This is a genomic window from Streptomyces liliiviolaceus, from assembly GCF_018070025.1.
GTDB lineage: Bacteria > Actinomycetota > Actinomycetes > Streptomycetales > Streptomycetaceae > Streptomyces > Streptomyces liliiviolaceus.
The window spans coordinates 1,499,825-1,526,488 of sequence record NZ_JAGPYQ010000001.1; the positions used below are offsets into that span (position 1 = coordinate 1,499,825).

Consider the following 26,664-nt stretch of genomic DNA (forward strand, 5'->3'; position numbering starts at 1 on the left):
GAACCGGACGGGGCCCCTCTCGTCATGCACCGCTCGTCTCCACGCCGGCCCCGGGCCCGTCCTCGTACAGCTCGAACCAGATGCTCTTGCCCTCGCCCCGCGGGTCGACGCCCCACGCGTCGGCGAGCAGTTCGGTGAGGACCAGGCCCCGGCCCGACGACGCCAGCTCGCCCGGGTGGCGCCGGTGGGGGAGGTCGTCGCTGCCGTCCGTCACCTGGATGCGTATCCGGCGGGTGCCCGCCGCACCGGTCATCTCGGCGACGAGCAGCGCGTCCGCGTCCGTGTGGACGAGCACGTTCGTGACCATCTCGGAGACCAGCAGGACCGCCGAGTCGACCTGGTCGACGGAGGGCCAGTCGTGCAGGAACTCCCGCAGCTGCTGCCGTGCCAGCGCGACCTTCTGGGGCTCGGCCTGCGCGATGGTCAGCATGGTGCGCCGTACGGCCGCCCGCACGGTCGGCACGGTGTCCGGATCGCAGCCCTCCTCCCCCGCCCGGCACAGCAGCAGCACCGCGATGTCGTCCTCGCGGCGGTCCGCCAGCGGGCCCGTCGTGTGATGCGAGGAAGGCCCGTGCACGGCCCTGACCAGCGCGTCGGCGAGCGCCTCCATGTCACCGTCGTGGCTCTCCAGGATCTTGCGGATCCTGAGCCAGCCGGTCTCCAGGTCATGGCCGCCGGTCTCGATCAGCCCGTCCGTGCAGATCAGCATCGTCTCGCCGGGCTCCAGCACGAGCCGCGTCGTCGGATAGTCGGCGTCCGGGTCGATGCCCAGCGGCAGCCCGCCCGCGGTGGGCCGGGTCAGCACGGTCCCGTCCGCCATGCGTATCGCCGGGTCCGGATGCCCGGCCCTGGCTATCTCCAGCACACCGCTCTCCGGGTCCACCTCCACGTACAGGCAGGTCGCGAAGCGCAGGTCCGCGATGTCGTCGTCGGAGGTGATCCCGTACAGGAAGCGTGAGGCGCGGGAGAGGACCGCGTCCGGGCGGTGTCCCTCCGAGGCGTACGCCCGCAGCGCGATCCGCAGCTGGCCCATCAGTCCCGCCGCGCGTACGTCGTGGCCCTGGACGTCGCCGATGACCAGCGCGAAGCGGCCGCCTCCGGGGCTGGTCCGCGAGGTGCCGCCGGGCAGCGGGATCATGTCGTACCAGTCGCCGCCCACCTGGAGCCCGCCGCCCGTGGGCACGTACCGGGCGGCGACGCTCATGCCGGGGATCTTCGGTCCCAGGGTGGGCAGCATCGAGCGCTGGAGGCCGTCGGTGAGCTCCCGCTCGGACTCGGCGACCCCGGCCCGCGAGAGGGCCTGCGCCAGCATCCGCGCCACCGTCGTCAGCACGGACCGCTCGTCGGGCGTGAAGGTGACCGGATACGTGAAGGCCGCCATCCACGCGCCCATCGTGCGCCCCGCCACCGTGAGCGGCAGAAACGCCCAGGACTCCCGGCCGAAGCCCTCGGCGAGCGGCCAGGCGGCCGGAAAACGGCCGCGGTAGTCGTCCGGGGAGGACAGATAGACCGCGCGACCGGTGCGGACGACCTCCGCGGCCGGATAGTCCGTCTCCAGCGGCATGTGCGAGAACGGCTCCTCGTCGCCCGGCTGCTGCCCGAAGTGGCCGATGACGGTGAGCCGGTCGGCCTCCGCGCCGAAGACCGCGAGTCCGTCCGGCGAGAACCCGGGCATCGACAGACCGCCCGCGACCCGCAGCACCTCCTCCGTGTTTCGTGCTTCGGCCAGCGCCCGCCCGGCGTCCAGCAGGAACGCCTCGCGCGAGCGCCGCCAGTCACCGGTCACGGGCGAGCGCGCCGCGGCGCCCGGCGGCGGCTCGGTGACCTCCTGGAGGGTGCCGATCAGCTGGTACGCCCCGGTGTTCGGGTCGATCGACGGCTTGGAACGGCTGCGTACGGTCCGCAGTACGCGGCCCTGGTCGTCCATGACCCGCAGGCGCAGCTCGGCAAGTGTCCCCTCGGCGGCGGCGAGCTGGACGACGCCGTTGACCTCGTTCCAGTCGACGGGATGGAACCGGGCCCGTACACCTGCCTCCGTCAGCACGGTCGGCTGGGAGAGCAGGCCGAGAAGCCGGGAGGCCTCGGCGTCGAGGGTGACCTTCCCGGCGGCGTCGTCCCACCTCCACAAGCCGGTGGCGAGGGTGACGAGGACATCCCCCACGGACGGAAGGGGATCACCTGTGCGCATTGACCCACTGTATGAACAGGTGAACGAAGGGTGCCACTGCGGCCCTGCGAACTATTGCGGACGGCGATCACGGGGCGGCCGGTACCCTTGCACGTGTTTCACGTGAAACATGTCCCCGACCGCGAAGACTGGATGAACGACGATGCATCGGTACAGGTCCCACACCTGCGGCGAGCTCCGCGCCTCTGACGTCGGCAGCGACGTCCGGCTGAGCGGCTGGCTGCACAATCGGCGAGACCTGGGCGGCATCCTCTTCATCGATCTGCGGGACCACTACGGCATCACGCAGCTCGTCGCCCGCCCCGGCACCCCCGCGTACGAGGCCCTCGACAAGGTCTCCAAGGAGTCCACGGTCCGGGTCGACGGCAAGGTCGTCTCCCGTGGCACGGAGAACGTGAACCCGGAGCTGCCGACCGGTGAGATCGAGGTCGAGGTGAGCGAGGTCGAGCTGCTCGGCGCCGCCGCCCCGCTGCCCTTCACGATCAACACCGAGGACGGGGTGAACGAGGAGCGGCGTCTTGAGTACCGCTTCCTCGACCTGCGCCGCGAGCGCATGCACCGCAACATCCTGCTGCGCACGTCGGTCATCTCCGCCATCCGGCACAAGATGACGACGCTGGGCTTCAACGAGATGGCGACGCCGATCCTCAGCGCCACCTCCCCCGAGGGCGCGCGCGACTTCGTCGTCCCGTCCCGGCTGAACCCGGGCCGTTTCTACGCGCTGCCGCAGGCCCCTCAGCAGTTCAAGCAGCTGCTGATGATCTCGGGCTTCGACCGGTACTTCCAGATCGCGCCCTGTTTCCGTGACGAGGACGCCCGCGCCGACCGCTCGCCGGGCGAGTTCTACCAGCTCGACGTGGAGATGTCCTTCGTCGAGCAGGAGGACGTCTTCCAGCCGATCGAGAAGCTCATGACCGAGCTGTTCGAGGAGTTCGGCAACGGCCGGAACGTCACCTCCCCCTTCCCGCGGATCCCGTTCCGCGAGTCGATGCTGAAGTACGGCTCCGACAAGCCGGACCTGCGGGCCCAGCTGGAGCTCGTCGACATCACCGACGTCTTCGAGGGCTCGGAGTTCAAGGCCTTCGCGGGCAAGCACGTACGCGCCCTGCCGGTGCCGGACGTGGCCGCGCAGTCCCGCAAGTTCTTCGACCAGCTCGGTGACTACGCGGTCTCGCAGGGCGCGAAGGGCCTCGCCTGGGTGCGGGTGGCCGAGGACGGCTCGCTGACGGGCCCGATCGCCAAGTTCCTCACCGAGGAGAACGTCGCCGAGCTGACGAAGCGTCTGTCGCTCGCGGCCGGCCACGCGGTGTTCTTCGGCGCGGGCGAGTTCGACGAGGTCTCCAAGATCATGGGCGCGGTACGCGTCGAGACCGCCAAGCGCGCCGGGCACTTCGAAGAGGGCGTCTTCCGCTTCTGCTGGATCGTCGACTTCCCGATGTACGAGAAGGACGAGGAGACCGGGAAGATCGACTTCTCGCACAACCCGTTCTCGATGCCGCAGGGCGGTCTGGAGGCCCTGGAGACCCAGGACCCGCTGGACATCCTGGGCTGGCAGTACGACATCGTCTGCAACGGTGTCGAGCTGTCCTCCGGCGCCATCCGGAACCACGAGCCGGAGATCATGCTCAAGGCCTTCGAGATCGCGGGCTACGACCGGGACACCGTCGAGGAGCAGTTCGCGGGCATGCTGCGCGCGTTCCGCTTCGGCGCCCCTCCGCACGGCGGCATCGCCCCCGGCGTCGACCGCATCGTCATGCTCCTCGCCGACGAGCCGAACATCCGGGAGACCATCGCGTTCCCGCTGAACGGCAACGCGCAGGACCTGATGATGGGCGCGCCCACCGAGCTGGACGAGACGCGGCTGCGTGAGCTGCACCTCTCGGTGCGCAAGCCGGTGAACCCGGCGAAGTAGGGCCTGGCCGACCCGCGTCAGGCGCTTGTGGGGCGGTGCCACCTCTGGACGAGGTGGCACCGCCCCACGGTCGTTCACCGGCCGGGTCCGGCCGGCTCGTCCCCGTCCCGGAAGGGCTCGTCGTCCGGGAGCGGCGGGAGCCGTAGGTCGGCCGGGTCCGGGCCCTCGTCGTGGCTGCGGGCGTACCGGTGCATGCGCACCTCCAGGTTCATCCGCCGGGACTCCTTGCTGAGGCGGCGCTTCTCGCGACGCCCGGCCTCGTCGTCGTCCAGCTCGTGGTATCTCCGACGGGTCTCCCAGAAGGCGCGCTCCCGGGCGGCCGCCGCCTCCCCGGGCGTGACGGCGGCGGGATCAGGACCGACACGGCTCTCGTCGCGTTCGTCTGCCATGCGTCACACAGTGACATGGATCGGCGATGACGACGAGTGACCCCGTAATGACCCTCATACGGGTGATAAGGGTTTTTCCCGGGACGTAGAGTTCCGGACAGTGTGCGTCCGTCGTGACTTTCGGTAACCGGAGCGCGGCGGGAACCCCGCTCGATCACCGCTGCCGTGCGAGCACTGCCCGCGCGTCGATCGCGCCCCCTCCGCACGCTCCTCGCGGCCCCGTCGCACGACGTCACTTACCGGCCATACACCTCATTGACCGCGAAGTGCCCGTCCCCGCAGGCTCCTCCCGCACGAGGTCTCCCCGTTCCCGGGGCGACCTGGGAGTGCCCCGGGCCGACCCGGGGCCGGACGAGAGGAAGACCGACGATGGCCCGTAGCGCGGAGAACCAGCACAAGCCGGTCCGCAAGTCGCTGACCGAGCGCACGCAGGACGAACTGGAGATCGCCGGGTTCGACGAGGTCGAGACCCCCGAGGCGGACATCGTCAGCCTCGGGGGTGCCAGCTACACCAAGATGCTCGGCAAGATCTACGCCTGACCGCTCCCTCGGGGCTCCGGCGAGCGAGACGCCGGGGCCCCGGGACCCGCCCTGCCGGACCCGGACCCCGGAGAGCCCGTCGATGCAGCGCATCACCTCGGAACTGCCCTACTTGGACCAGGCAGGTCATGTCTACGTGCCGCTCGCCGGACCGGCACGGTCCTGTCTGAAGCTCAACCGTCACGCGTCCCGCGTCTGGCGCGAGGCCCTGCGCGGCCCCGTGGACCTCGACACCCTGCCCGCCCCGGACCGGGACTTCCTGCTCGGCCTCGTCCAGGGCGGCGCCCTGCACAGCGCACCCGCGCCCGTATCCGCGTCGGCGTCGGCGTCCGCGTCCGCGTCGGAGGGGATGTGAGATGGGCACGCCGACACCGCTGGTTCGGACATCGCTGGTTCAGACACCGCCGGTCCGGACACGGCCGGCCATCGCCTTCGTCAACCCCTCGGTCGGCTTCTCCGACCGCCGTAAGTCCAAGCCCATCGGGCTGGCGTACATCATGGCCTACCTGGAGAAAGCCGGATTCCCCAGCTCGGGCTTCGACTTCGGGGACTCCGAGGACGACGCCGTCGAACTGGCCGCGCACTACGGACTCGACCGCTTCGACGTCGTCGGGTTCTCCGTCTACAACGAGTCGTTCCGAGCCGCGGTCGCCATGGCCGAGTGGATCAGGAGCCGTCGCCCGGAGTGCCTGATCGTCCTCGGCGGCCCGCACGCCACCGCCGTGCACGAACACATCCTGCGCCACCACCCCTGTGTCGACGTCGTGGTCCGGCGCGAGGGCGAGGAGGCGATGCTCGACCTGGTCCGCGGCCTCGACGACCGCGCCGGGCTGACGACGATCAGGGGCACCACCTGGCGCGCTCCCGACGGCGACGGGGGAAACAGCGACGGCGACGGTGGCCTGCTGGTCAACGAGGACCGGGACTTCGTACCCGACCTCGACCAGATCCCGTTCCCCGACGCCGAGTTCGTCTCGCACTCCGGGTACCCCGACCTGACGTACTACGACGAGGTCCAGGGCCGGCTGAAGGCCGCGCTGACGATCTGCAGCAGCCGCAGCTGCCCGTACGACTGCTCGTTCTGCGGGGTGCTCACCATCGGCCGGAAGTACCGCTCGCGCGAGGCGGAGCGGGTCGTCGCCGAGTTGCTGCACTTCCGTGCGCGGCACGGCGTCCACTACGAGCACGTGTACTTCAGCGACGCCAACTTCTTCGTCTCGCCGACCCGAGCCCTGGAGGTCGCCGAGGCGCTGTACGAGGCCGATCCGCAGGTCACCTTCAGTTTCGGCACCCGGGTCAACCAGATCCTCAAGGCCGCCGACGTCCTGCCCCGGCTCAAGGAACGCGGCCTGCGGTTCATCGAGCTGGGCATCGAGTCCGCCTCGGAACCGGTGCTGGAACGGCTCGCCAAGCATGTGAAACCCGAGGTCAACGTGGCGGCCGTACGCCTGTTGAAGCGGCTTGGCATCGAGATCTCCCTCGACTTCATCATGCTGGACCCGGCCACCACCCTGGCCGACATCCGCGCCAACATGGAGTTCCTGCGGGAGACCGGCTTCTACGACTACGTGCCGCACGACCACCTCTACACCGCGCTCGTGCTCTACGAGGGCACGCCGATCCGGGACTTCTACGCCCGGCGGTTCGGTGTCGTCTTCGACCCGGACGAGCTGCCCAGCCCCTTCACGCTCTTCGAACTGCCCGAGGTGCAGCGGTTCAGCGACACGCTGAGGGCCTTCCGCAAGCGGTGGCAGGACCGGATCGACGGGGCGCTGGCACAGGGGGAGCTCACGCTCGCCTCGGTCGGGGACGGCACGAGTCCTCCGAGTCTCCCCAGGGCGTCGCACGCCCGGCTGCAACTGGACGTCGTGTCGCTGCGCCACGCGCCCAACCTCCTCACGGAAGGCCTGCTGGCGGACGCCGAAGCGGGCTTCCCCCTGCTGGACGCGGGCGGCCTCGAAGCGCTGCTGCCCCGCCTGGGACACGACCGCGTCCCGTTGCACGACCTGATCGAACGCACCGAGGCCGTGGCGCGGGAGGCGGGCTTCGCCCAGACCCCGGGCGCCGTCGGCCCGCACGGGAGGGACTAGGCCCTGTCGCACATGGGAGGGACCAGCACACATGGCAGGTACGGGCGCATGGGAGGCGACGGCCGTATGACCACGGCAGTGAGTACGGGGTCCCCGGTCCCCGAACCGGGTCCGCCCGGTGTCCGCGGGATCTGTTTCAGCTGCGACTCGATCAAGGACATGGACATCGCGGAGGAGGTGGCCACCAGGCTCCGTACCCCGTCCCTGGCCCCGGGCGCAGGCACAGGCGGAGGCGGAGGCACAGGCGCGACGGCCGCCACCTGGTACAGCGTGGGCATCCTCGCCACGGACGAGGAACTCGCGCTGCGCTGCGCGGACTTCTGCCGCCGGCACGGGCTGCACGCGCTGTTCCACCCCCTCGACCTGGACGTGTGCGGCACCGACCCGCTCGACGACCGGCTGCTGCGCCTGCTCGGTCGGCGCGCCGACGAACTGGACTCGCCCTGGCTCAACATCGACCTGGCGATGTGGGTCCGTCAGGGGGAGACCCTGCTGGAGTCCCTGGTGCCCATGCCGCTCGTCGACGAGGCCGTCGACTGGGCGGTGGACCGCGTCAAGCACGCCCAGGACGTCATCGGCCGACCCCTGACCATCGAGAACGCGCCCTACCCCTTCGTGGTCGGCGACCGGGACATCCTCACCCTGATGACGCGTATCGCGGAACGCGCCGACTGCCTGATGACCATCGACGTCGGGCACCTGTACGGGCTGCGGACGCAGCGGGGGCTGCCGCCGGTGCTGCCGAGCGACGACGACATCGCCTGGGACCGGGTCGTCGAGGCGCACATGAGCGGCACGTTCGTCCGGCGTTTCGAGGGCGGGGTGCGCCTGGTCGACGACAAGCACGACTGGCCGGTCGGCGACGAGGTGTGGGAACTCGCCGACGCGCTGCTCCCCCGCGCTCCCCGGCTGCGCTCGGTGATGGCCGAGGCGGAGGGCATGGGCGCCGACGAACTGACCGAGAGCGTACGGCGCTTCGCCCGCCGGGCCGACCACTGGTGGAGTGCCTCATGAACCGGGACGCCCTTGATCACACCGGACTCGACCGCGCCGGACTCGACCGCACCAGGCTCGATCACGCCGGTCTCGACTACGTCAGGCTGACCGACACGACCTGGCGCATCCTCAACGCCACCCCGGGCCGCCGCGCCGAACTGCTCGCCGCGCTGCCCCCGGCCGAGCGCGCGGTCGTCGCCGAGGGCACCAGCGGGCCGGGCTTCGACATGGAGCAGGCCCGGCGTCGCAAGACCGTCGCCGACGTGCTGAACGTCAGCTTCCCGGTCACCTTCTTCGCGTACTACGGGCGGACCGGCGCAGCGGGCCTGCACACCTTCCTGGACAGCGAGTTCTGGCAGCGGCGGCCCGCCCAGCCGGGGTCCGTCTTCCCGCCCGCGGCCACCGCGTCGGCCGCCTTCGCCGGGTTCCTGCGCGCGTCCGACTGGATCGACCGGCAGGAGGACTGGGTCGGCGAGGCCTTCGCCTTCGAGGACGCCCACCTCTTCGGCGGGGCGACGACGGACCCGTACCGGGACCGTGCCGCCGGTCGTCCCCGGCTGGTGGCGGGCGCCTGGACCGCGGAGGCCACGTTCGACGTGCCCGCGTACGGCGGGCTGCTGCGTGAGCGGGGCACCGTCGATCCCTGGACCGAGGCCCTGCTGCTGGTCAAACGCTGGCCCGCGCCGCTCGCCGTCATCTCGGTCCCGGCCGGTGAACGCGTCCGCCGCGTCCGCCTCACGGGTGCCACGGTCGCCGCACTGCGCTGGCTGTGGGACACCGGTACGCCGGTGCCGGAGGGCGCGGCCGGGACACCCGCGTATGCCAGGGCGGTCGGCGCCGGACTGGTGGACGGGGCGGTCGGGTGACCTCCCGTACGTCCCACGGCCTCCGTCGGGACCGTCGGGTCCGTCAGGTCCGGCGCGGCTATCTGCTGGTGTCCGGACTCGACTACTTCGCCGACATGCTCCTCACCGTGACGTCGGTCCTGCTGCTGCAGTCGCTGGGCATGGGCTCCGGCGCGGTGTTCGCCCTGATCGCCGCGGTGTGGATCGTCGAAGGGGTCTCCGAGATCCCCACGGGCGTCCTCGCCGACCTGCTCGGCCGCCGCGTCTCGGTCGCGATCAGCTTCGTCCTGCGGGCGGTCGGCTACAGCGCCCTGTTCTTCAGCGGCAGCGTGTACGTGGCCGCCGCCGGTGTCCTCCTCGCCGCGCTGGGCGGCACCTTCGCGTCCGGCGCCCTGGAGGCCTGGGCCGTGGACGAGACCGGGGCCGGCGACCCCGGCGCCCTGGACCGACTCTTCGCCCAGGGCAAGATCGCCGAGAACGCGGGCCTCGTCCTGGGCACGCTGACCGGCGCCGCCCTGGGCACGCTGGACCTGGCACTGCCCCAGATCGTCGCGGGCGTCTCCTGCGCACTGGCGGCCGTACTGTCGCTGCGGCTCATGACCGGCCGACCTCAGCCGCCGCGCCCCGGCCCGCGCCCCGGCCCCCGCGCGGGCCTCGGCCCACGCCTGCGGGAGTCGTTCGGGGAGGTCATGACCGGAACCCGGCTCACCCTGCGCGGCGACAAGGTACTGATCGCCCTGATCGTCGCCACCGCACTGCTGTGGCTGTTCCGGGGCATCCCCGGCGTGCAGTGGACGGTCGTGTACGAGGGACTCGTCGGCGGTGATCTGCTGGTGCTCGGCGCGATGCGCAGCGTCGGCTCGCTGCTGGAGATCCCGCTGCTCGGCTGGACCATGAGCCTGCAGAGACGCCGGGCCGCCGCGCGCCGGACCGTCATCGTCACCGCGTCGACGGTCGGCGCGCTCGCCCTCGTCTGCGCCGCCGCCGTACGGGAACCGGCCGTCTCGATCGTCTGTTACGTCTGCTTCTCCACGGCGTTCGGCCTGTGCATGCCCGGTGTCCGGGCGGCCATGAACGAACGGATCGACAGCGGGCACCGCGCCACCGTGCTGTCGGTCGCCTCCCTGTTCAACAGCGTGTTCACCGGCGGCGGCCTGATCCTCACCGGCCTGGCCGTCGGCGACCTCGGCAGCGCGGCCGTGGCCTGGCCGCTCGCCGCGGCGGGCTTCGGGGTGGCGGGACTGTGGGTGGCGTCGCTGGCCGTACGGGAGGGGGCGGGGCCGCCCGCGGGGCCGACCCCGCCGGTGGCTGAGCCGATGACGGGGCCGATGACGGGGCCTCAGGAGGTGCCCGCGCCATGACCGCCGTCCACCCGGCTCCGGTCCAGGTCACGGCCTCAGCCCCGGCCCACATCGACGACCTGCTCGCCGATCTTCAGCTGGAGCGCGCCGGGCTGCCCGGCCGGGGTCCGGTTCCGGCGGCCGAGCGCGCCCGGCAGGCCGCCGACGAGCTTGCCGAACTGGGCCTTTCCCGGTTCGTCGCCGAGCTTCTGGGGGAGTCGGCACCCGTGCCCGCCCCCAGGGCCGTACTCGATCTGGAGACCGACGACGAGGGCCGGCGGGCTTCGTACGAGACCTGGTGCGCCGAGGCGCGTGAGCTGACCGGGGAGGTCTGGCGGTGGCTGACCGAGCGCCGCCGCGCCGCCGGTGCGTCCCGTGACCTTGATGAACTGCCCTGGTGGTGCGGGGAGTCGGCGTTCCCGTTGCCCCGCGACTCCGTGCGGCGGCTCGCCGCGGCGACGGCTCCGGTGCCGGATCTGTCGGAGACCGCCGAGGCCTGGGCACGCTCCGCCGGACTGCGCGGCCGGGCCACCGCCGAGTACAACTGGCGCTGGCTGCTGCTCGGCAAGGGACTGAGGGTGAAGGGTCCGGCAGGGTCGTCCGGTGGCGAGCCGCCCCCGGCCCTGCCTCCGCTGAACGAGCTGATCACCCGGCTCGTCGGGGAGGCACGGCGGCACGGGCTGCTGCCGCCCGGCCACCGGGTGCGGGTGCTGCGGCGCCCGAACACCCCGTCCATGGTCATGCCCGTACGGCTGCCGGGCTCCTCGCTGCTGTCCCTGCCGACCGCGGTCACTCCGGTGACGGTCCAGTACCTGCAGCACGAGCTGGCCCATCTCGCCGAGCACGCGTCGCGCCCGGCGGGGGCGCCGCCGGCCGACCGGTGGACGTTCGATCCGCTGCGGTCGGAGGGCTGGGCCCTGCTGCTGGAGCAGCTGGCCGGGTCGACGGCGTTTCTCGCCCGGCTGGGCGTCGACGAGGAGACCGCCGCGGTCCTCGCCCGCTTCCTCGCCGAGGAGGAGCACTTCAGCCGCGGACTGATGGCGGCGGACCTGGCCCTCGACGCGGACCTCGCGGGCTGCCGGACGGCGGCCGAGGCGCTGGAGGCCGCGTCGGCGGTGGCCGCCGGCACGGGACTGCGCTGGGCTCCGGAACTGCTCCTGCTGCGGCAGACCCGCGTCCTGCACTGGCGTTCCTACGTGGCGGGTTACGCCTGGCGGGACACCGTCCGCACCGAACTCGTCGCGCGCTTCGGCGACCACTGGGCGGAGCGGGAGGAGGCCTGGGCGCTGCTGCGGGACGCGCTGGGCCGTACCGGGCCGGTGGCGGGATCGGCCGCGGGATTCCTGACGGCGCTGACCGCGTCGTCAGCGCCGGCCCCGCTGGGCCGGCCCGAGTCGCAGGAGCCGTACGCATCCCGGGTCCATGAGCACGAGGAGGCAGGATCACGATGACGGTGACGACCACTGGGGCAGCAGGGGCAACCGGGGCAGCCGAGGCGGTGGAGGCGGTGGAGGCGGCCGGGCCGCGGGACGCGCTGCGGCTGCTCTGCCGTGATTCCCGTACCGCGGACGGTCTGTCCCGTACCGCGGACGGTCTGTCGTGGGACGAGTTGCCGTGGGGCAGGGCGCACGCCGTCTTCGACGCCTCGCCGGACGTCGCCGAGGTCGTCGCCCGGCAGGACCTGGAGGACTGGCTGGACTGCGGCCTGCTCCACTACCCGGTGCTGAACGCGATGCGCGGCGGTACCCCGGTACCGCCCGAGGAACTGACCCGGGTCATGCACGTGTCCGGCGACCCCCGGGGCGGTTACGTGGACGGGGCGAAGGTCCGTGCCCAGCTCGCGGCCGGGGCGACCGTGGTCGTGCAGAACCTGCACGAGTGGCACCGCCCCGCACAGCACCTGTGCCGACGCCTCGCGCGACTGTTCTCGGCCAAAGCCGGGGCCGTGGCGTTCTGGACGCGGGCGGGGGAGGACGGCCTGCGCGTCCACCGGGACGACGGCCATCTGTTCGTCGTCCAGATCAGCGGGACGAAACGCTGGTTCCTGTACGACACTCCGCGCGAGGCGGCCGACTGGCGCCCCGGATACGTACCGGAGCAGGACCTCGCGGGCGCCGGGACCGTGGAGACAGCGGGGACAGCGGGGACCGTGGACCTGCGGGCCGGCCAGGTGCTGTACCTGCCGGAGGGCATCGCCCACCACACCCGCACCCTCGACACGGAGTCCGTGCACGTCACCGTCGCGATCCGGGAACCCGGGCTGCGGGACACGGTGGAGCTGGCCGTACGCGCCTGTCTCGCGCGCATTCCGGACCACGCCACCCTCTCCGGGACCCCCGCCGACCGCGAACGGGCCGCCGACGACCTGCTCACCCGGCTCGCCGACGCGCTCGGACGGGTGGACCGGGCGGCCCTGGTCCGTGACGTGTCGAGGCGGGCGGCGGAGACGCGGGGCAGCCGTTGAGCCGCGGTCGTCCGGAGGCCTCCGCCCGGAGGCCTTCGCCCGGAGGGTTCGACGGCGGCCGATCAATTCGCGCCACGTTCCGCACGCGAACGGTAATCCACAGTCCGCGCCCACGCTGTTGACAGCCTTCTTCCCTAGCTTCCTCGCTCATGACGGGAAACATGACAGGAAGTCAGTCGGCCCAAGGGCCGAAACACAAGCGGAACGTGACGCGGCGCAAGGTCGTCGTGGCAGGTGGCGCTGCGGTCGCCGCGGTGGGCGTGGGCGGCACGATCGCCGCGACCGCGAACGCCGGCCAGACGGCCGCGAGCGCGCAGGGCGCGTCGGCGAGCGCCACCTCGACGGTCGCGGAGGGCTGCTACAAGCTCACCTCCGAGACCACCGAGGGGCCGTACTACATCGATGCCGACAAGCTCCGGCAGGACATCACCGAGGACAGAGAGGGCATCGCGATGACCCTCCGCCTCAAGGTGATCGACAACGAGACCTGCAAGCCCATCAAGAACGCCGCGGTGGACATCTGGCACTGTGACGCGCTGGGTCTCTACTCCGGTTACGAGGACTCATCCGGCGGTGGCGGCGGTACGCCTCCCACCGGGGCGCCCACCGACGTGCCCACCGACACACCGACGGGCACACCGACCGGTCCCCCGCCCGGCGGTGGCGGTGGCGGCCACCAGGAGCCCACCGACGACAAGCGCTACCTGCGCGGCACGTGGAAGACGGACAAGCAGGGTTTCGTCACCTTCAAGACGGTCTTCCCCGGCTGGTACCAGGGGCGTTGCGTCCACATCCACACCAAGGTGCACGTCGGCGGCACCTGGACGGACGCCGGTTACGAGGGCGGGAACACCTGCCACACCGGCCAGTTCTTCTTCGACGAGGAGTCGGTGCTCGCCTCGGCGGAGGTCGAGCCGTACTCCACGTCGACGACCGAGCGCACGACGCTCACCGAGGACACGATCTACGACCAGTCCGGTACGGCCGGCGGTCTCCTGAAGCTCAAGTACAAGAAGAACGCCATCGCGAAGGGGGTCGTCGGCTCCATCACGATGGGCGTCGACCCGGACGCGACGCACGAGGGTACGGACGACGCGGTGCAGCCGGGGGCGTCGGAGACGGCGTCGGCGTCGGCAAGCTGAAGCTGGTGACCGCCGATTGAGTCGGCCGCGCAGGCCGCGCAGGCCGCGCAGGAACGCGTACGGCGAGTGGGCCCGGGACGAAGGACGTCCCGGGCCCACTGGGGTGATCAGGGTGGTCGGGGCGATCAGGGTGGTCGAGGTGGTTGCGGTGATCAGGTGACCCACAGGGTGTTCGTCGGGTGGGCACAGCGACGGGGCGTCTGATGGCAGGTGCGAGGGTGGGAACACCCCGCAGGCCCGCAGGCCCGCGGGACACCGGCGGCGCCGGACGAGATCACCGGAGGAGAACATGGGATTCGCCGTGCTGCTCGCACTGTTGCTGATCGCCGGAGCGGTGGTCGCGAGGAGCCGCTGGGGCTGGACGCGCGACCGGCCCGGCCCGTCTGGCCAGTCCGGCCCGTCCGGGCTGTCAGGCATGTCCGACCTGGACGCGGAGGCCGACGCCAACCGCTGGGTGGTCCGGCTGGGGGCAGGCCTGTCGGCCCTTGAGGTACGCGCATGGACAGGAGCGAGGGTGGACGGGACGGCGACGCAGGCCCTCACGGACGCCTCGGAACGCCTACGCACGGCCCGGGCGGAACTGGCCACCGCCCGTACGGCGGCCGAGTACGCCCTGGTGAAAAGGACGGCGGCCGAGGGAATCGACCATGTCCGCAGGGCCCGTACTTCCCTCGGCCTGGACCAGGCCGACGCGGAGGCGCGGCGGAGCGAGGACGGGCGGGCCTGGCGGAGTGCTCAGGTGTCGTAGGTGCCGTCCCAGGGCGGGTCGAAGCCGAGGCGGTCCGGGTAGAGCTCGGCCCAGGGTTCGCCCTCGTCCTCGCCGGTCAGCAGGCCGAACAGCACGCCGTCGCGGGTGAGCCGGAAGGGCTGGACCGCGATGTCCGTGTAACGGCGCCGAGGGAGGCTCCGGAGCAGCTTCGCGAGATGGGCCTGCGCCTGGGCGAGGACCGAGTCGGGCCCCTGCGGGTTGCGCTGCTGCTCGGCCCAGCTGCCGGCGCACCAGATCTCCGAGTCGCGGTGACGGCCCTCTGAATCGAAGGTGTGGAGCACGGTGAAGAGCCGTTTGTGTTCTTCCCAGCCGTCGTCGGGGCGGTAATCCTCGGGGAAGGCGTAGGTGACCGACCCCAGGAATTGCCCCTCCGCGTAGTGACCGATGGCATCGGTGCGGTGGCGCGGCTCGTACGCGATCGGGATGAGCTGGGGGACTGCCATGACGAAACCATACGGATGAATCGTGCACATGCCAGGAGCGGGGTCCCGTAACGGGGGCGCATTCAGCTGGGCGTTATGGCTTCGTTATCCGCTGAGCCAGAACCCAACACCCCGCGTATTCACTCTTGATGCTCATGACCAAGATCAACCGCCGCGCGACCAAGCCGTCCTCGACAGCGAGATCCCGCCGCCGTCGCAGAGGCTCCGCGGGCGGGGGTGGCGGTAGCGGCAGGGGAAAGGGGCCCCTGTTGTGGGGCGTGGCGGCGCTGGCGGTGTTATCGGCGGCGGCGCTGACGGTGGGTGGGGGGACACCGGCGGAGTCCAGTTCAAGCAGCTCCGACAGCGAACCGCAGGCAGCGGCCGAGGAGTCGAACCGGCCCTCATCCCCGCCCTCGCCGGAGAGCAAGCCCAGTGCGAGCCCGGAAAACGAGGAGTCCCCGGACTCGATCTCTTCTCCCTCGTCTCCCTCGTCCTCCCCCTCCATCCCCTCCTCGGGGCCAGGGACGTTCACCACGGCCGGCGGTGGGAGCGGAACCGTGGGGAAGGGCGCCCGCACGCTGCGCTACAAGGTCGTCGTGGAGAAGGGCCTCGCGCAGTCGGCGGCGGACGTGGCAGGCCAGGTGGAGGACGTACTGGCGGACAGGCGAGGCTGGACGGCCGACGGCAGGTCGGGCTTCAAACGGGTCTCGACAGGTTCGGCCGACTTCGTCGTACGCCTGGCCACACCGGGAACGGTGGACGAGATCTGCGGCCGCTACGGCCTGAACACGCGCGGCGAGGTCAACTGCAGCGTGGGCAAGGACGTGGTGGTCAACCTCAAGCGCTGGCTGCTGGCGACCCCGGTCTACGCCGACGACGTGGACGCGTACCGCGCCCTCATCATCAACCACGAGGTGGGCCACTTCCTCGGCCACGGCCACGTGACATGCCCCGGCCCGGGCAAACCGGCCCCGGCGATGATGCAACAGATCAAGGGGATGCGGGGCTGCACGCCGAATGTCTGGCCGTACGACGAGAAGGGGCGGGCGGTTACGGGGCCGAGGGTGCCGTGAGCGAGGCCTTCGGCGTGACCTGCCCCCGCCTGGCCAGGGCGGAGGCTTTCCCGAGTCATGACGTGACTAGTCGTCGGTGAAGATCGCGTCGGCGGAGGGGGCTACGGCGGCGCGTCGCAGCCAGTGGCGCAGGATTTCGAGGTCAACGCAGTTGGTGATGCGCTCCCGGACGGCTTCGGGGACGTCGATGCCGCGCACCTCGAAGATGTCCAAGATGCCCTCGGCCCGGCTCTGTGCTTGCCCTTCCTCCCGCCCTTCCTCCCGCCCTTCCTCCCGCCCTTCTTGTCGGCCTTCCTGTCGGCCTTGGTCTCGGGCCTCCTCGCGGACTTCTTCGAAGATGGGTGACTTGTAGAAAGAAAGGTCCACGGCCACGAGTGTCCTCCAAAGTGCTGCGGCGGGCAGCTTGCCCAGGCCGCGTGAGATGAATTCGATGACTGGGTTCTTGACCGCGTCCGGTTCGTCCCGCAGAACGGTCGTCACCGCTTTGAGTATCGTCCCGATCTCAGGGCCCTTGCCGTGAGTGATCGCGGACAGTGTCGCGAGCGCGAGATCCTTGCGTACCTCCGCCGGACTCGTGATCACCGGCATGTTGTGCGGCCCCGCGACCAGCGGGCGCAGGGTGAGCAACGGCCATTGGGGCGGACCGAACTGGACCGGCTGTTCAGCCCACTTGGCTGTCGCGTGGTCCTGGCAGACGACCAGCAGCATCGGCTGCAGCCGGTACTTCGTGAGCAGGTACGAGGCGTAGTACGCCCAGCTCGCCGGCTTGTCCGGGTCTTTCTTGCCCTGTGCCTCGATGGCGACCAGGAGCGGTTCGTCGTCCTCGGTCTCCAGCCGCAGCAACGTGTCGACGCGGCGTTCAAGTGGGCTGGCCTCGGTGAGGTCGGTCGGCATGAGAGTGACCGAGGTGGGCGGGGCGAAGTCGACGCCGAGCACCTTGGAGACCCCGGAGAAGAGGTCCGGGTGGTCCTGAAAGATGCGGTGCATCGCCTCGTGCGGCGCGCTGACCATGAGGGTTCCTGGCGGTGTGAGATATGCCGGTGGCGCATGCCAGCAGCAGGTTGCAGTGGGAGCGTAAGGCCCCAAAGCAACCTGATAACTACATAGTTGGAAATATTCACCCGCCCGAGTGAGCGCCCGCCATCAGCGGCGATGAAGCCTTTTACGACGACGGAGGCCACTGGATAGCGACCTCATGAGCCGCCTCTACGCGCTGCCGAGGGCGCCGGAACGTATGCCGTGGAGGAGACGGGCTAGGGAGGTGTGAGTGGTGACGAGTTCTGTGGAGGGGTCGTCGCTCTCGCGAAGGTGGATGGCGTGCTGGGCGGCGGATAGCTCGACGCAGTTGTTGCCGTCGGCGCCGCCGGAGAAGGACGACTTCTGCCAGTTCTTGGGGGTGGGCATGGTGCGCCTCACAGTTCCTTGGCCAGCCGGTGGATGAAGTCACGCGACTTTTTGGGGTCGAGTGACACGGTCTTCACCTTACGAAAGAGGGTTCGCAGCGCTGCGAGTTGTGCCTCTGAATCAATGGAGGCGGTTCCGTGGGCGGTATCGCGAAGCGCTGTGTCCAGTTTGGGTACCACACCACCCGCGTACGCCATCGCGCTCCACGCTCCGCCGAAGTCGTCCAGGTCGAAAGGGATCACGCGCGTAGTGATGTGATCGGCTTCGGAGTGCTCCAGGATGTGAGTCAGCTGAGCTTGCGTGGCGCTCCGGTTGCCGACTCGGATGCGAAGAGCCGACTCGTGGATTAGCGCTTCGTACGGAATGGGCGCTGGACCGGTGATGACCACTTTGCGCTCCATGCGGTGACCCACTCGCAATTCCAGTTCCGTATAAGGGAGTTCGGGGACGCGGTACGAGAAGAGTCCGCGAGCGTAGTTCTCCGTCTGGAAGAGGCCGGGGACGTGGAGGAACTCGACATCGAACCGGTGCGAGGCGTGGTGCTCCAACTCGGCGATGTCCAGAAACGAGATCGGCAGCAGGCCTTGGTACTTCTCCCACCAGCCGCGAGTTCGGTCAGTCGCCATCGATACCAGTGCATCGATCAGTTGGCTGTCTGAACAGGAGTAGGCGGCGGCGAGTCGGCGGACGGTGTTCTCGCTCATGCCGACGACCCCGGACTCGATCTGACTCAGCCGCGCCGAGTCCGTTCCCAGCGCCGCGGCAGCCTCGCGCCCCTTGAGGCCGGCCGCCTCGCGCAGCCTCTGCAGCTCGGTACCGAGGCGCATCTGGCGTGCGGTGGGCTGCCGTCTCCGAGCCATGGGTTCTCCTCGTCGCAGCGGCGGTGCAGGTTGCCTCGTTCGGGGGCAGATTATGACAGCCGGTTGCATGAGACCAACTTTGGTCTCTACCGTCAGTCACGCTACGCACACGCTGCGAATTCCCGGGGACTCCGGAAGCGCACCACTCCGTCCTGCCATGACGGCTGCGGCATGCCACTACTCCCCACTCTCACCTTCCCATTCATGGAACGGAGTTCCCGCATGCCGCAAAACGTCAACGAACCCGAACCCTGGGAGTACACGCTCAGCATCCCCGCCGACCCCCGCGCGGTGACGGTCTGCCGTCGTACCTTCCGCCTCATCCTCACGATCCACGGCCTGATCCGCCTCACCGACACCGCCGAGCTACTGGTCACGGAGCTGATCTCCAACGCGGTCTGCCACGCGAAGGGCCCCGCCGCCCTACGCCTGCGCTGGCGGGACGGGGTCCTGCGGATCGGCGCGTGGGACGGCGACCCCGACCCTCCGCAACCGGCGGCGGCGTTCGCGAACCCGGCGGACATGGCGGAGTCGGAATCGGGCCGAGGCCTCGCCCTCGTCCAGGCATGCGCGGACGTCTGGGGCTGGTACCCACTGCCGAGAGACGGCAGTGGGGGCAAGTACGTGTGGTGTGACTTGAGTGCCGCTTAGAAGGAGAAGAGTCGATGGCGAGTTCGGTGGCCGGTTCTCCGGCCCGCAGAGCCCATCCGGATGGGTCCGCCCGTCTGGAACTCGCTCACCGTAAGACCGCTGGTCCTCGGTCCGGATTCACCGAGTCATGCCTGGTCGACCCCCAGGCGAAGCAGATCTGGAGGGACCTGATGACGGCGATCAACTACCTCTTCCGGCACGAAGTCGCCGAGAAGGTACGGGAAGAAGGGCGCGAAGAGGGGCGTATCGCGGATCGTGCCGAGATGACGCTGAACATCCTTCAGTGGCGCGGCATCGAGGTCCCGGACTCGGTACGCGAGCGCGTGCGCACCTGCACCGATCTCGACGAGCTCGAACTCCGGGCGCAGCGGGCCGTTCATGCGACGGATGCGGCGCAGCTCTTCGGCGAAGAGTAGAGGAGTAGGGCCCGGGCACCGTCGTTGTGCGGTGTCCGGACCACCCCGGCCGTCGGAGGGGGAGCGGAGGCGTTACTCCGGGGCTCCGCCGAAGCGCTCCTTGTACGTTTCCAGGTCCTCGTCCGTGATCTTGGCGAAGAGGACCGGGGGGACCGTGAAGGGGGTGCCCGCGGGGAGGGAGTCGAGGGACTTCGCTTCCTCCTGGGTTACCCACGTCGCCGTGTCGTTCGGCAGGGCGAAGGCTGCTCGCATCGCCGCCGACGAGGACGGGATGAACGGCTCCGAGACCACCGCGTACAGGTGGATCAGGTTCATCGCCGTGCGCAGCGTCAGCGCCGCGCCCTCCGGGTTCGTCTTGATCTCCAGCCAGGGGGCCTTCTCCTCCAGGTAGGAGTTGCCCGCCGACCACAGGGCGCGCAGGGCAGCCGCCGCCTTGCGGAACTGGAGCGCCTCCATCTGGGTCTCGTAGTCGGAGAGGAGCGCCGCGATCTCCTCGCCGAGCTTCGCCTCCGGGGCGCCCGCCTCCGCGCCCGCGGGGACCTCGTCGCCGAAGCGCTTGCGCGAGAAGGACAGGACGCGGTTGACGAAGTTGCCGAGGGTGTCGGCCAGGTCCTTGTTCACCGTCGCCGTGAAGTGCTCCCACGTGAACGACGAGTCGTCCGACTCGGGGGCGTTCGCGATGAGGAAGTAGCGCCAGTAGTCCGCGGGCAGGATGTCGAGCGCCTGGTCGGTGAAGACGCCCCGCTTCTGCGAGGTGGAGAACTTGCCGCCGTAGTACGTCAGCCAGTTGAAGGCCTTCAGCTGGTCGACCTTCTTCCACGGCTCCCGTACGCCCATCTCCGTCGCGGGGAACATCACGCTGTGGAAGGGGACGTTGTCCTTCGCCATGAACTCCGTGTACCGCACGTCCGACGCGCCCGCCGGCTCGTACCACCACGACTTCCAGTCCCGGTTCTCCTCCGGGGCCGCGTCCGCCCACTCCTTCGTCGACCCGATGTACTCGATCGGCGCGTCGAACCAGACGTAGAACACCTTGCCGTCGGCGGCCAGCGCCGGCCATGTGTCGGCCGGGACGGGTACGCCCCAGTCCAGGTCACGGGTGATCGCGCGGTCGTGCAGGCCCTCGGTCAGCCACTTGCGGGCGATGGAGGACGCGAGCTGCGGCCACTCGTCCGCGACCTCGTCGATCCACGCCTCCACCTCGCCCTGCAGCTTCGACTGGAGGAGGAAGAGGTGCGATGTCTCGCGGACCTCCAGCTCCGTCGAGCCCGAGATCGCCGAGCGCGGGTTGATCAGGTCGGTCGGGTCCAGGACGCGCGTGCAGTTCTCGCACTGGTCGCCGCGCGCCTTGTCGTAACCGCAGTGCGGGCACGTGCCCTCGACGTAACGGTCCGGCAGGAAGCGGCCGTCGGCCGGCGAGTACACCTGCCGGATCGCGCGCTCCTCGATGAAGCCGTTCTCGTTCAGGCGGCGGGCGAAGTGCTGCGTCAGCTCCGCGTTCTGCGGGGACGAGCTGCGGCCGAAGTGGTCGAAGGCGAGCGCGAAACCGTCGTAGATCGCCTTCTGCGCGTCGTGCGCTCCGGCGCAGAATTCGGCGACCGGCAGGCCCTGCTCCTTCGCCGCCAGTTCGGCGGGGGTGCCGTGCTCGTCCGTCGCGCAGATGTAGAGGACGTCGTGACCGCGCTGGCGGAGGTACCTGGCGTACACGTCCGCCGGGAGCATGGACCCCACCATGTTGCCCAGGTGCTTGATCCCGTTGATGTACGGAAGGGCGCTGGTGATGAGGTGTCGAGCCATTGCGGGCTGCTCCCGAGTCGCTACGTGGGGTGACGGCCGGTCGGGTGCTGCTTCGACTTTCGGCCGTCTTACGAACCTTGAAATCGTAGCCGACATGGGTGGGCCGCCCGCTCCTCGTTTTATGAGACGAGAAGGGGCGGCCCGGGTGAGGCTGTGGCGTGGGGTTACGGGCGCCAGTTCGCCAGTACGCCCTCGTAGATCTCCGCGTCCGTGAGTTCGCGGGGGGTCGGGCCCGCGTGGAAGAACGCGGTGTTGTCCGACTTCAGCTTGCGGAGGTAGTCGAAGGCCTTGTTGTCCTGCTCGCCGAACGCGACGAAGGAGAAGAAGAGGCCGGGGTGACTCTTCGCCGCCGACGTCAGGGCCTGGGTGGCCGGGGTCTTGGCGTCCGGGGCGCCGTCCGTCTGGAAGACGACCAGGCCGGGCTCCGCGGGGGCGCCCGCCTTCTCGTGCAGGGCGATCACTTCCTCCACGGCCGCGTGATAGCTCGTACGGCCCATGCGGCCGAGGCCCGCGTGGAGTTCGTCGATCTTGTTGTCGTGCTCGGCGAGGGTGAGTTCGCCGGTGCCGTCCAGCTCGGTGGAGAAGAAGACGACCTGGACGTTCGCCTCCGGCGTCAGGTGGGCCGCGAGGGCGAGGGTCTGCTCGCCGAGCGCCTGTGCGGAGCCGTCCTTGTAGTACGGGCGCATCGACGCGGAGCGGTCGAGGACGAGGTAGACCTTGGCGCGGGCGTCGGTGAGGTTCTGGTTCGCCAGGGCGGTGGCGGCTGCTTTGTAGGCGCTGAGGAGGGCGGGGGCCTGGGCGGCGACCGCGTCCTCGCCCCCGGCGGGCTCGGCCGCGGCGGGTTCGGCCGCGGCGGGCTCGGCCGCGGTTTCGGGGGCCGAGGGCTTCTCGGCCTCTGCCGTGGCGACAGCGGCGGGCTCGGGTGCCGGTTCCGTCTTGGGTTCCGGCTTGGAGTCCGACTGGGGGTCCGGCTTCGAGTCCGACTTGGGCTCCTGCGCCGGCTCCGGGGTCACCTCGGCGACGGCCGCCTCGGCCTCCGCCTCTGCCTCGGAGGCCTCCTCGGCGGCTGCGGCCTCGGCCTTCGGTTCGACGGTCGGTTCGACGACCGGTTCGGTCTCGGGCTCGGTCTCGGTCTCGGGCTCCGGGACGAGCTGGATGACCAGCTCGGGTTCGGCCTCGGCCGCGGCGACGACGGCGGGCTCGGGCGCTACGACGGGCTCCGGCTCCGGCTCCACCACGGGCTCCGGCTCGGCCTTCGCGGCAGGCGCCGCCTCGGGCTCCGCCTCCACGACGGGCTCGGGCTCGGCCACCGGCTCGGGCTCAGCCTTCGCCTCGGCGGCAGGCTTCGCCTCGGCCACAGCCTCCGCGGCAGCCTCGACATCGGCCTTGGCCGCCGCCTCAGCCTCGGCCTCAGCGTCGGCCTCGGCCTCAGCCCGCGCCGCAGGCGCCGTCGTCTGCTTCGGGACCGTCACGTTGTCGAACGCCGCCGAGACCAGGTCGTCCACCGAGGACGCCTTCGTCTCGGTCTTGCGCTCGGTCGTGCGCTCGGCCTGTCGCTCGGGCTTCGGCTCCGGCTCCGGCGCGGCCTCGGGCTCGCGCTCCGTGGCCGGTGCGGGGACAGCGACCTCAGGCTCGGCTGCCGCAGGCGTGGGCTCGGGAGCCGTCTCCTGCCGGGCGGCCGGCACGGTCGGCTCGGCGGCGGCAGATGCGGAAGGGACCGCGGCAGCGTCAGCGTCCCCCTTGCGTGACTTTCCGAACGCATTCCGCAGGCGGGTGAGAATGCCCATGTGCGCAACCCTTCGCATGAGTTGGTTCCGTCAATCCCTGGCCAGGACGGACACGTAAGGTTAGCCGCCAGGACCGAAGATCTTTATCGGGCCCAAACATCGAACCTGTTCCCGTACGCCTGTCGGGGTCAAAGCCCTTTTGGCTGGGCCCAGTTCACTCTCCGTTCACCTTGCGTCCGCGCTCTCGCACGCGCGTGCCCCTAGCGTCTCGCCAGACACAGACATAGGGGAGGGAACGTGCGCAACCTGCTGCCTCTGCTCGGCTCGACCGGTTCACACCCGGGCGGCCGTTCCGAGATGACCTGTCGGTACCGCTGTGGTGATGCCTGCTTCCACCCGGCGCCCAACACCAGCGCCAACGAATACGTCGGCGACGTCATCGCCGGAGCGCTCAGCCGTCGGTCGATGATGCGTGCCGCCGCCGCGGTGACCGTGACCACGGCGGCCGGCGGGGCGCTCGTCGGCGCGGGCGCGGCCCCGGCCGCCGCCCAGCCCGCCGAGGGTGCGGCGGCCACCTTCGGAACCGGCTCGCACGGTGCGCACGGCTCGCACGGCTCCCACGGTTCGAAGGGCAAGGCCGCCCGCGGCCTGCGCTTCACCCCCGTCGCGCCCAACACCACCGACGCCGTCACCGTCCCCGAGGGCTACGGCCAGAACGTGGTCATCCGCTGGGGCGAGCCCATCCTGCGCGGTGCCCCGGCCTTCGACCCGGACAGGCAGACGGCCGCGGCGCAGGCCGGCCAGTTCGGCTACAACTGCGACTTCCTCGCGCTGCTCCCGCTGCCTGGCGAGCGCGGCCGTCAGCTGCTCGTGGCGAACCACGAGTACACGGACGAGGTCCTGATGTTCAAGGGCTACGACCCCGCGAACCCGACCCGCGAGCAGGCGGAGATCGCCTGGGCCGCGCACGGTCTGGGTGTCGTCGTGGTCGAGGAGGAGCGCAGGACCGGCAAGCTCACCGCCGTGCCCCGCCACCACCTCAACCGTCGTGTCACCGCGACCACCGAGTTCAAGGTGACCGGACCGGCGGCCGGATCGAGCCTCCTGAAGACCTCCGCCGACCCGACCGGCAAGAAGGTCCTCGGCACGCTCAACAACTGCGCCGGCGGCGAGACCCCCTGGGGCACGACGCTGCACGGCGAGGAGAACTTCAACCAGTACTTCGCCAACGCGAGCCGGACCACCGACGCCCGCTACGGCATCGGCACCGGCGCTTCCGAGCGCAAGTGGGAGCGTTTCGACAAGCGTTTCGACGTCGCCCAGGAGCCGAACGAGGTCCACCGCTTCGGCTACATCGTCGAGCTGGACCCGTACGACCCGACCTCGACGCCCCGCAAGCGCACCGCGCTCGGGCGGTTCAAGCACGAGGGCGCGACGATCCGTCTCACGGACGACGGCCGCCCGGTCGCCTACACCGGCGACGACGAGCGCTTCGACTACATGTACAAGTTCGTCGGCAGCAAGCGGATGCGCCACGGCAACAGCCGCGCCGCCCGCGAGCACAACCTGACCCTCCTCGACGAGGGCACGCTGTACGTCGCCAAGCTCACCGGCGACTCCCCGGCGATCGAGATCGACGGCACCGGCAAGCTTCCGTCGGACGGCGAGTTCGACGGAAGCGGTACGTGGATCCCGCTGGCCACCGCCACCGCGAAGGGCGCCGTCTCGCACGTCCCCGGCATGACCGCCGAGGAGGTGTACGTCTTCACGCGCCTCGCCGGTGACAAGGTCGGCGCCACGAAGATGGACCGCCCGGAGGACATCCAGCCCTCCCCGCACACCGGCAAGGTGTACGTCGCCCTGACGAACAACACCAACCGCGGTGTCGGCTCCAACGCCAAGGTCGACGAGGCCAACCCGCGCAACGCCAACAAGCACGGGCACGTCCTGGAGCTGACCGAGCGCCGCAACCGCGCCGACGCCACCAGCTTCGCCTGGTCGCTGTTCCTGGTCGCGGGCGACCCGAAGGACCCGGCGACGTACTTCGCGGGCTACCCGAAGGACAAGGTCAGCCAGATCTCCTGCCCGGACAACGTGGCCTTCGACCCGCACGGCAACCTGTGGATCTCCACCGACGGCGCCCAGCTCGGTTCCCACGACGGCCTGTTCGGCGTGGCGACCAAGGGCGACCGGCGCGGTGAGCTGAAGCAGTTCCTGACCGTGCCGAAGGGCGCCGAGACCTGCGGCCCGCTCGTCCAGGACCGCCGTGTCCTCGTCGCGGTCCAGCACCCGGGCGAGATCACGGGCGCGACCGTCGAGAACCCGGCGAGCGTGTGGCCCGACGGCCCCGGCAAGATCGTCCGCCCGTCGGTCGTCTCGGTCTGGCGCAAGGACGGCGAGGACATCGGCGTCTGACGCAGACGATGGCAGAGGGCGCCTTCCAGGGAAGAGGGCGCCCTTTGTCTTTCGCCTTTGGCTTTCAGGGGCGCGGGGAACTGCGCGAACGGCCCCCACCGGCCCGCACCCGACACACGACCGTCACACCGCCCCCGGGAACGTCCCTACACCCCCACCAGATCCAGCCACTCCCCATAGCCGGGAGCGTCCCGCGCAACCTCCGCGTACGCCTCCCACAGCTCGGGAAAAACCAGGTCCAACTCCCCCTCCGTACGCGCCGCGAGCACCAGCCGGACCCCCAGCGGGTCCCCCTGGATCCGCCGCACCGCCATCTCCGGACGCGGCTGGCACGTCGGCTGGCACACCGTGACGACCTCGCCGGTCGCGACCAGCGAGGCGGCCGTGTGGTAGTCCCCGTGCAGCACCCGGGGCCGCAGCCCCGCCGCCCGCAGCATGCGGTGCACGGCGTCCCACTCGCCGTCGACCGTCGGATCGATCATCCACCTGTCCCCGGCCAGGTCGGCGAGCCTGACCTCCGTGCACGCGGCCGCCGGATGGTCGGCCGGCAGCGAGACGAACTGCGGTTCGCGGTCGACCAGGACGCGCAGCGCCAGCCCGTCCGGGATGCGCAGCGGGCTGCCCTCCACCTCGTGCACGAAGGCCACGTCGAGCCGGCCGGCGGCGAGCATGCGCAGCAGGGCGTTCGGGGAGACGTCCATCTGCAGGACCGGTTCGCGCTGGCGGGCACGGAGCCGGCGCAGCCAGCCCGCGAGGGCGCGGCTCGCGGTGGAGCCGATACGGAGCTGGAGCCCGTCGGCGTCCGTCGCGGCGGCCCGTGCCTCCGCGACCAGCGACCGCATTTCGGCCACCAGCGGGCGGGCGCGGCCCAGGACGACCAGGCCGAGCGGGGTCGGACGGCAGCCGGTGCGTTCGCGGAGGAAGAGGGGGCCGCCGAGCTCCTGCTCGATGCGTTTGAGCTGGGTGCTCAACGACGGCTGGGCCACGCCGAGCTGCCGGGCGGCCCGGTGCAGGCTGCCGGTGTCGGCTATGGCGCACAGTGCGCGGAGGTGCCTGACCTCAAGGTCCATGCCGCCGGAGCCTAAAACGGAAGTACAGCTTTCACCAGATGCACAAACCCCATCCAAATCAGGTGAGTCGGGCGATCGGTTTCGTACGGATAGCTGTGTCCTATCGCCTGTTGGCATCATCACAGCCGCCTCACAGACGCCGAAACTCCTCGGT

General features: G+C 70.6%; 24 protein-coding genes. 15 read left to right on the top strand and 9 right to left on the bottom strand.

The genetic code is table 11. The annotated features are described in order from the left end of the window. Nucleotides 1–22: 22 nt before the first annotated feature. On the bottom strand, nucleotides 23–2,188 hold the full coding sequence (locus J8N05_RS06660) for a SpoIIE family protein phosphatase (RefSeq protein ID WP_210881523.1): 2,166 nt from the start codon (nucleotides 2,186–2,188) through the stop codon (nucleotides 23–25). Between the two features lie 142 nt (nucleotides 2,189–2,330). Here J8N05_RS06660 and aspS point away from each other — a divergent pair, with 142 nt between their 5' ends. Then, entirely contained in the window at nucleotides 2,331–4,100 is a 1,770-nt protein-coding gene (aspS, locus tag J8N05_RS06665) for an aspartate--tRNA ligase (RefSeq protein ID WP_210881524.1), read from the top strand. Nucleotides 4,101–4,174: 74 nt separating this feature from the next. Here aspS and J8N05_RS06670 read toward each other — a convergent pair whose 3' ends face one another. Beyond that, on the bottom strand, nucleotides 4,175–4,489 hold the full coding sequence (locus tag J8N05_RS06670) for a hypothetical protein (RefSeq protein ID WP_210881525.1): 315 nt from the start codon (nucleotides 4,487–4,489) through the stop codon (nucleotides 4,175–4,177). A gap of 369 nt (nucleotides 4,490–4,858) precedes the next feature. Here J8N05_RS06670 and J8N05_RS06675 point away from each other — a divergent pair, with 369 nt between their 5' ends. The 10 genes from J8N05_RS06675 to J8N05_RS06720 all read left to right on the top strand — a co-directional run bounded on the left by J8N05_RS06675 (nucleotide 4,859) and on the right by J8N05_RS06720 (nucleotide 14,654). Beyond that, complete coding sequence (locus J8N05_RS06675) at nucleotides 4,859–5,029, top strand: hypothetical protein (protein ID WP_189771229.1); 171 nt, start codon at nucleotides 4,859–4,861, stop codon at nucleotides 5,027–5,029. Nucleotides 5,030–5,111: 82 nt separating this feature from the next. Continuing rightward, entirely contained in the window at nucleotides 5,112–5,384 is a 273-nt protein-coding gene (locus J8N05_RS06680) for a hypothetical protein (RefSeq protein ID WP_210881526.1), read from the top strand. Between the two features lies 1 nt (nucleotide 5,385). Then, a complete protein-coding gene (locus J8N05_RS06685; protein ID WP_210881527.1) occupies nucleotides 5,386–7,119 on the top strand; it encodes a B12-binding domain-containing radical SAM protein in 1,734 nt (577 codons plus the stop codon). A 66-nt stretch (nucleotides 7,120–7,185) separates the two neighbouring features. Then, on the top strand, nucleotides 7,186–8,133 hold the full coding sequence (locus J8N05_RS06690) for a multinuclear nonheme iron-dependent oxidase (RefSeq protein WP_210881528.1): 948 nt from the start codon (nucleotides 7,186–7,188) through the stop codon (nucleotides 8,131–8,133). Next, nucleotides 8,130–8,981 (top strand): hypothetical protein, encoded by an 852-nt coding sequence (locus tag J8N05_RS06695; protein ID WP_210881529.1) that lies wholly within the window; start codon nucleotides 8,130–8,132, stop codon nucleotides 8,979–8,981. The genes J8N05_RS06690 and J8N05_RS06695 overlap by 4 nt, the downstream gene beginning before the upstream one ends. Then, a complete protein-coding gene (locus tag J8N05_RS06700) occupies nucleotides 8,978–10,321 on the top strand; it encodes an MFS transporter (protein WP_210881530.1) in 1,344 nt (447 codons plus the stop codon). Before J8N05_RS06695 ends, J8N05_RS06700 begins: the two co-directional genes overlap by 4 nt. Further along, nucleotides 10,318–11,751, top strand: coding sequence for a hypothetical protein (locus J8N05_RS06705; RefSeq protein ID WP_210881531.1), 1,434 nt, complete (start codon nucleotides 10,318–10,320; stop codon nucleotides 11,749–11,751). Before J8N05_RS06700 ends, J8N05_RS06705 begins: the two co-directional genes overlap by 4 nt. Next, nucleotides 11,748–12,764 carry a JmjC domain-containing protein gene (locus J8N05_RS06710; RefSeq protein WP_210881532.1) on the top strand — a complete coding sequence of 339 codons (1,017 nt, stop codon included), beginning with the start codon at nucleotides 11,748–11,750 and terminating at the stop codon, nucleotides 12,762–12,764. The genes J8N05_RS06705 and J8N05_RS06710 overlap by 4 nt, the downstream gene beginning before the upstream one ends. A 149-nt stretch (nucleotides 12,765–12,913) precedes the next feature. Further along, a complete protein-coding gene (locus J8N05_RS06715; protein WP_210881533.1) occupies nucleotides 12,914–13,906 on the top strand; it encodes an intradiol ring-cleavage dioxygenase in 993 nt (330 codons plus the stop codon). 289 nt (nucleotides 13,907–14,195) lie between these two features. Beyond that, nucleotides 14,196–14,654, top strand: coding sequence for a hypothetical protein (locus J8N05_RS06720; RefSeq protein WP_210881534.1), 459 nt, complete (start codon nucleotides 14,196–14,198; stop codon nucleotides 14,652–14,654). On the opposite strand, the gene J8N05_RS06725 is transcribed toward J8N05_RS06720, so the two are convergent. Continuing rightward, a complete protein-coding gene (locus J8N05_RS06725) occupies nucleotides 14,642–15,118 on the bottom strand; it encodes a hypothetical protein (RefSeq protein WP_210881535.1) in 477 nt (158 codons plus the stop codon). The genes J8N05_RS06720 and J8N05_RS06725 overlap by 13 nt on opposite strands. A gap of 134 nt (nucleotides 15,119–15,252) precedes the next feature. On the opposite strand from J8N05_RS06725, the gene J8N05_RS06730 reads away from it, so the two are divergent. Beyond that, complete coding sequence (locus J8N05_RS06730; RefSeq protein WP_210881536.1) at nucleotides 15,253–16,170, top strand: DUF3152 domain-containing protein; 918 nt, start codon at nucleotides 15,253–15,255, stop codon at nucleotides 16,168–16,170. Between the two features lie 66 nt (nucleotides 16,171–16,236). Here the strand turns inward: J8N05_RS06730 and J8N05_RS06735 are convergent, their stop codons facing one another. The 3 genes from J8N05_RS06735 to J8N05_RS06745 all read right to left on the bottom strand — a co-directional run bounded on the left by J8N05_RS06735 (nucleotide 16,237) and on the right by J8N05_RS06745 (nucleotide 18,434). Further along, on the bottom strand, nucleotides 16,237–17,181 hold the full coding sequence (locus J8N05_RS06735; RefSeq protein ID WP_210881537.1) for a hypothetical protein: 945 nt from the start codon (nucleotides 17,179–17,181) through the stop codon (nucleotides 16,237–16,239). Between the two features lie 195 nt (nucleotides 17,182–17,376). Continuing rightward, nucleotides 17,377–17,574 carry a DUF397 domain-containing protein gene (locus J8N05_RS06740; protein WP_210881538.1) on the bottom strand — a complete coding sequence of 66 codons (198 nt, stop codon included), beginning with the start codon at nucleotides 17,572–17,574 and terminating at the stop codon, nucleotides 17,377–17,379. A gap of 8 nt (nucleotides 17,575–17,582) precedes the next feature. Beyond that, the gene (locus tag J8N05_RS06745; protein ID WP_210881539.1) at nucleotides 17,583–18,434 is read right to left on the bottom strand and encodes a helix-turn-helix domain-containing protein; all 852 of its coding nucleotides are present in this window, start codon (nucleotides 18,432–18,434) and stop codon (nucleotides 17,583–17,585) included. Between the two features lie 222 nt (nucleotides 18,435–18,656). On the opposite strand from J8N05_RS06745, the gene J8N05_RS06750 reads away from it, so the two are divergent. Both J8N05_RS06750 and J8N05_RS06755 read left to right on the top strand, forming a co-directional pair. Beyond that, on the top strand, nucleotides 18,657–19,085 hold the full coding sequence (locus J8N05_RS06750) for an ATP-binding protein (RefSeq protein ID WP_210881540.1): 429 nt from the start codon (nucleotides 18,657–18,659) through the stop codon (nucleotides 19,083–19,085). A 170-nt stretch (nucleotides 19,086–19,255) separates the two neighbouring features. Then, entirely contained in the window at nucleotides 19,256–19,501 is a 246-nt protein-coding gene (locus J8N05_RS06755; RefSeq protein ID WP_210881541.1) for a hypothetical protein, read from the top strand. 72 nt (nucleotides 19,502–19,573) lie between these two features. On the opposite strand, the gene metG is transcribed toward J8N05_RS06755, so the two are convergent. Further along, complete coding sequence (gene metG / locus J8N05_RS06760) at nucleotides 19,574–21,298, bottom strand: methionine--tRNA ligase (protein ID WP_210881542.1); 1,725 nt, start codon at nucleotides 21,296–21,298, stop codon at nucleotides 19,574–19,576. Between the two features lie 164 nt (nucleotides 21,299–21,462). Beyond that, complete coding sequence (locus tag J8N05_RS06765) at nucleotides 21,463–23,085, bottom strand: VWA domain-containing protein (protein ID WP_210881543.1); 1,623 nt, start codon at nucleotides 23,083–23,085, stop codon at nucleotides 21,463–21,465. Nucleotides 23,086–23,322: 237 nt separating this feature from the next. On the opposite strand from J8N05_RS06765, the gene J8N05_RS06770 reads away from it, so the two are divergent. After that, nucleotides 23,323–25,440, top strand: a complete 2,118-nt coding sequence (locus tag J8N05_RS06770; RefSeq protein WP_210881544.1) for an alkaline phosphatase PhoX — start codon at nucleotides 23,323–23,325, stop codon at nucleotides 25,438–25,440. A gap of 146 nt (nucleotides 25,441–25,586) precedes the next feature. On the opposite strand, the gene J8N05_RS06775 is transcribed toward J8N05_RS06770, so the two are convergent. Beyond that, the gene (locus J8N05_RS06775; protein ID WP_210881545.1) at nucleotides 25,587–26,510 is read right to left on the bottom strand and encodes a LysR family transcriptional regulator; all 924 of its coding nucleotides are present in this window, start codon (nucleotides 26,508–26,510) and stop codon (nucleotides 25,587–25,589) included. Nucleotides 26,511–26,664 lie beyond the last annotated feature (154 nt).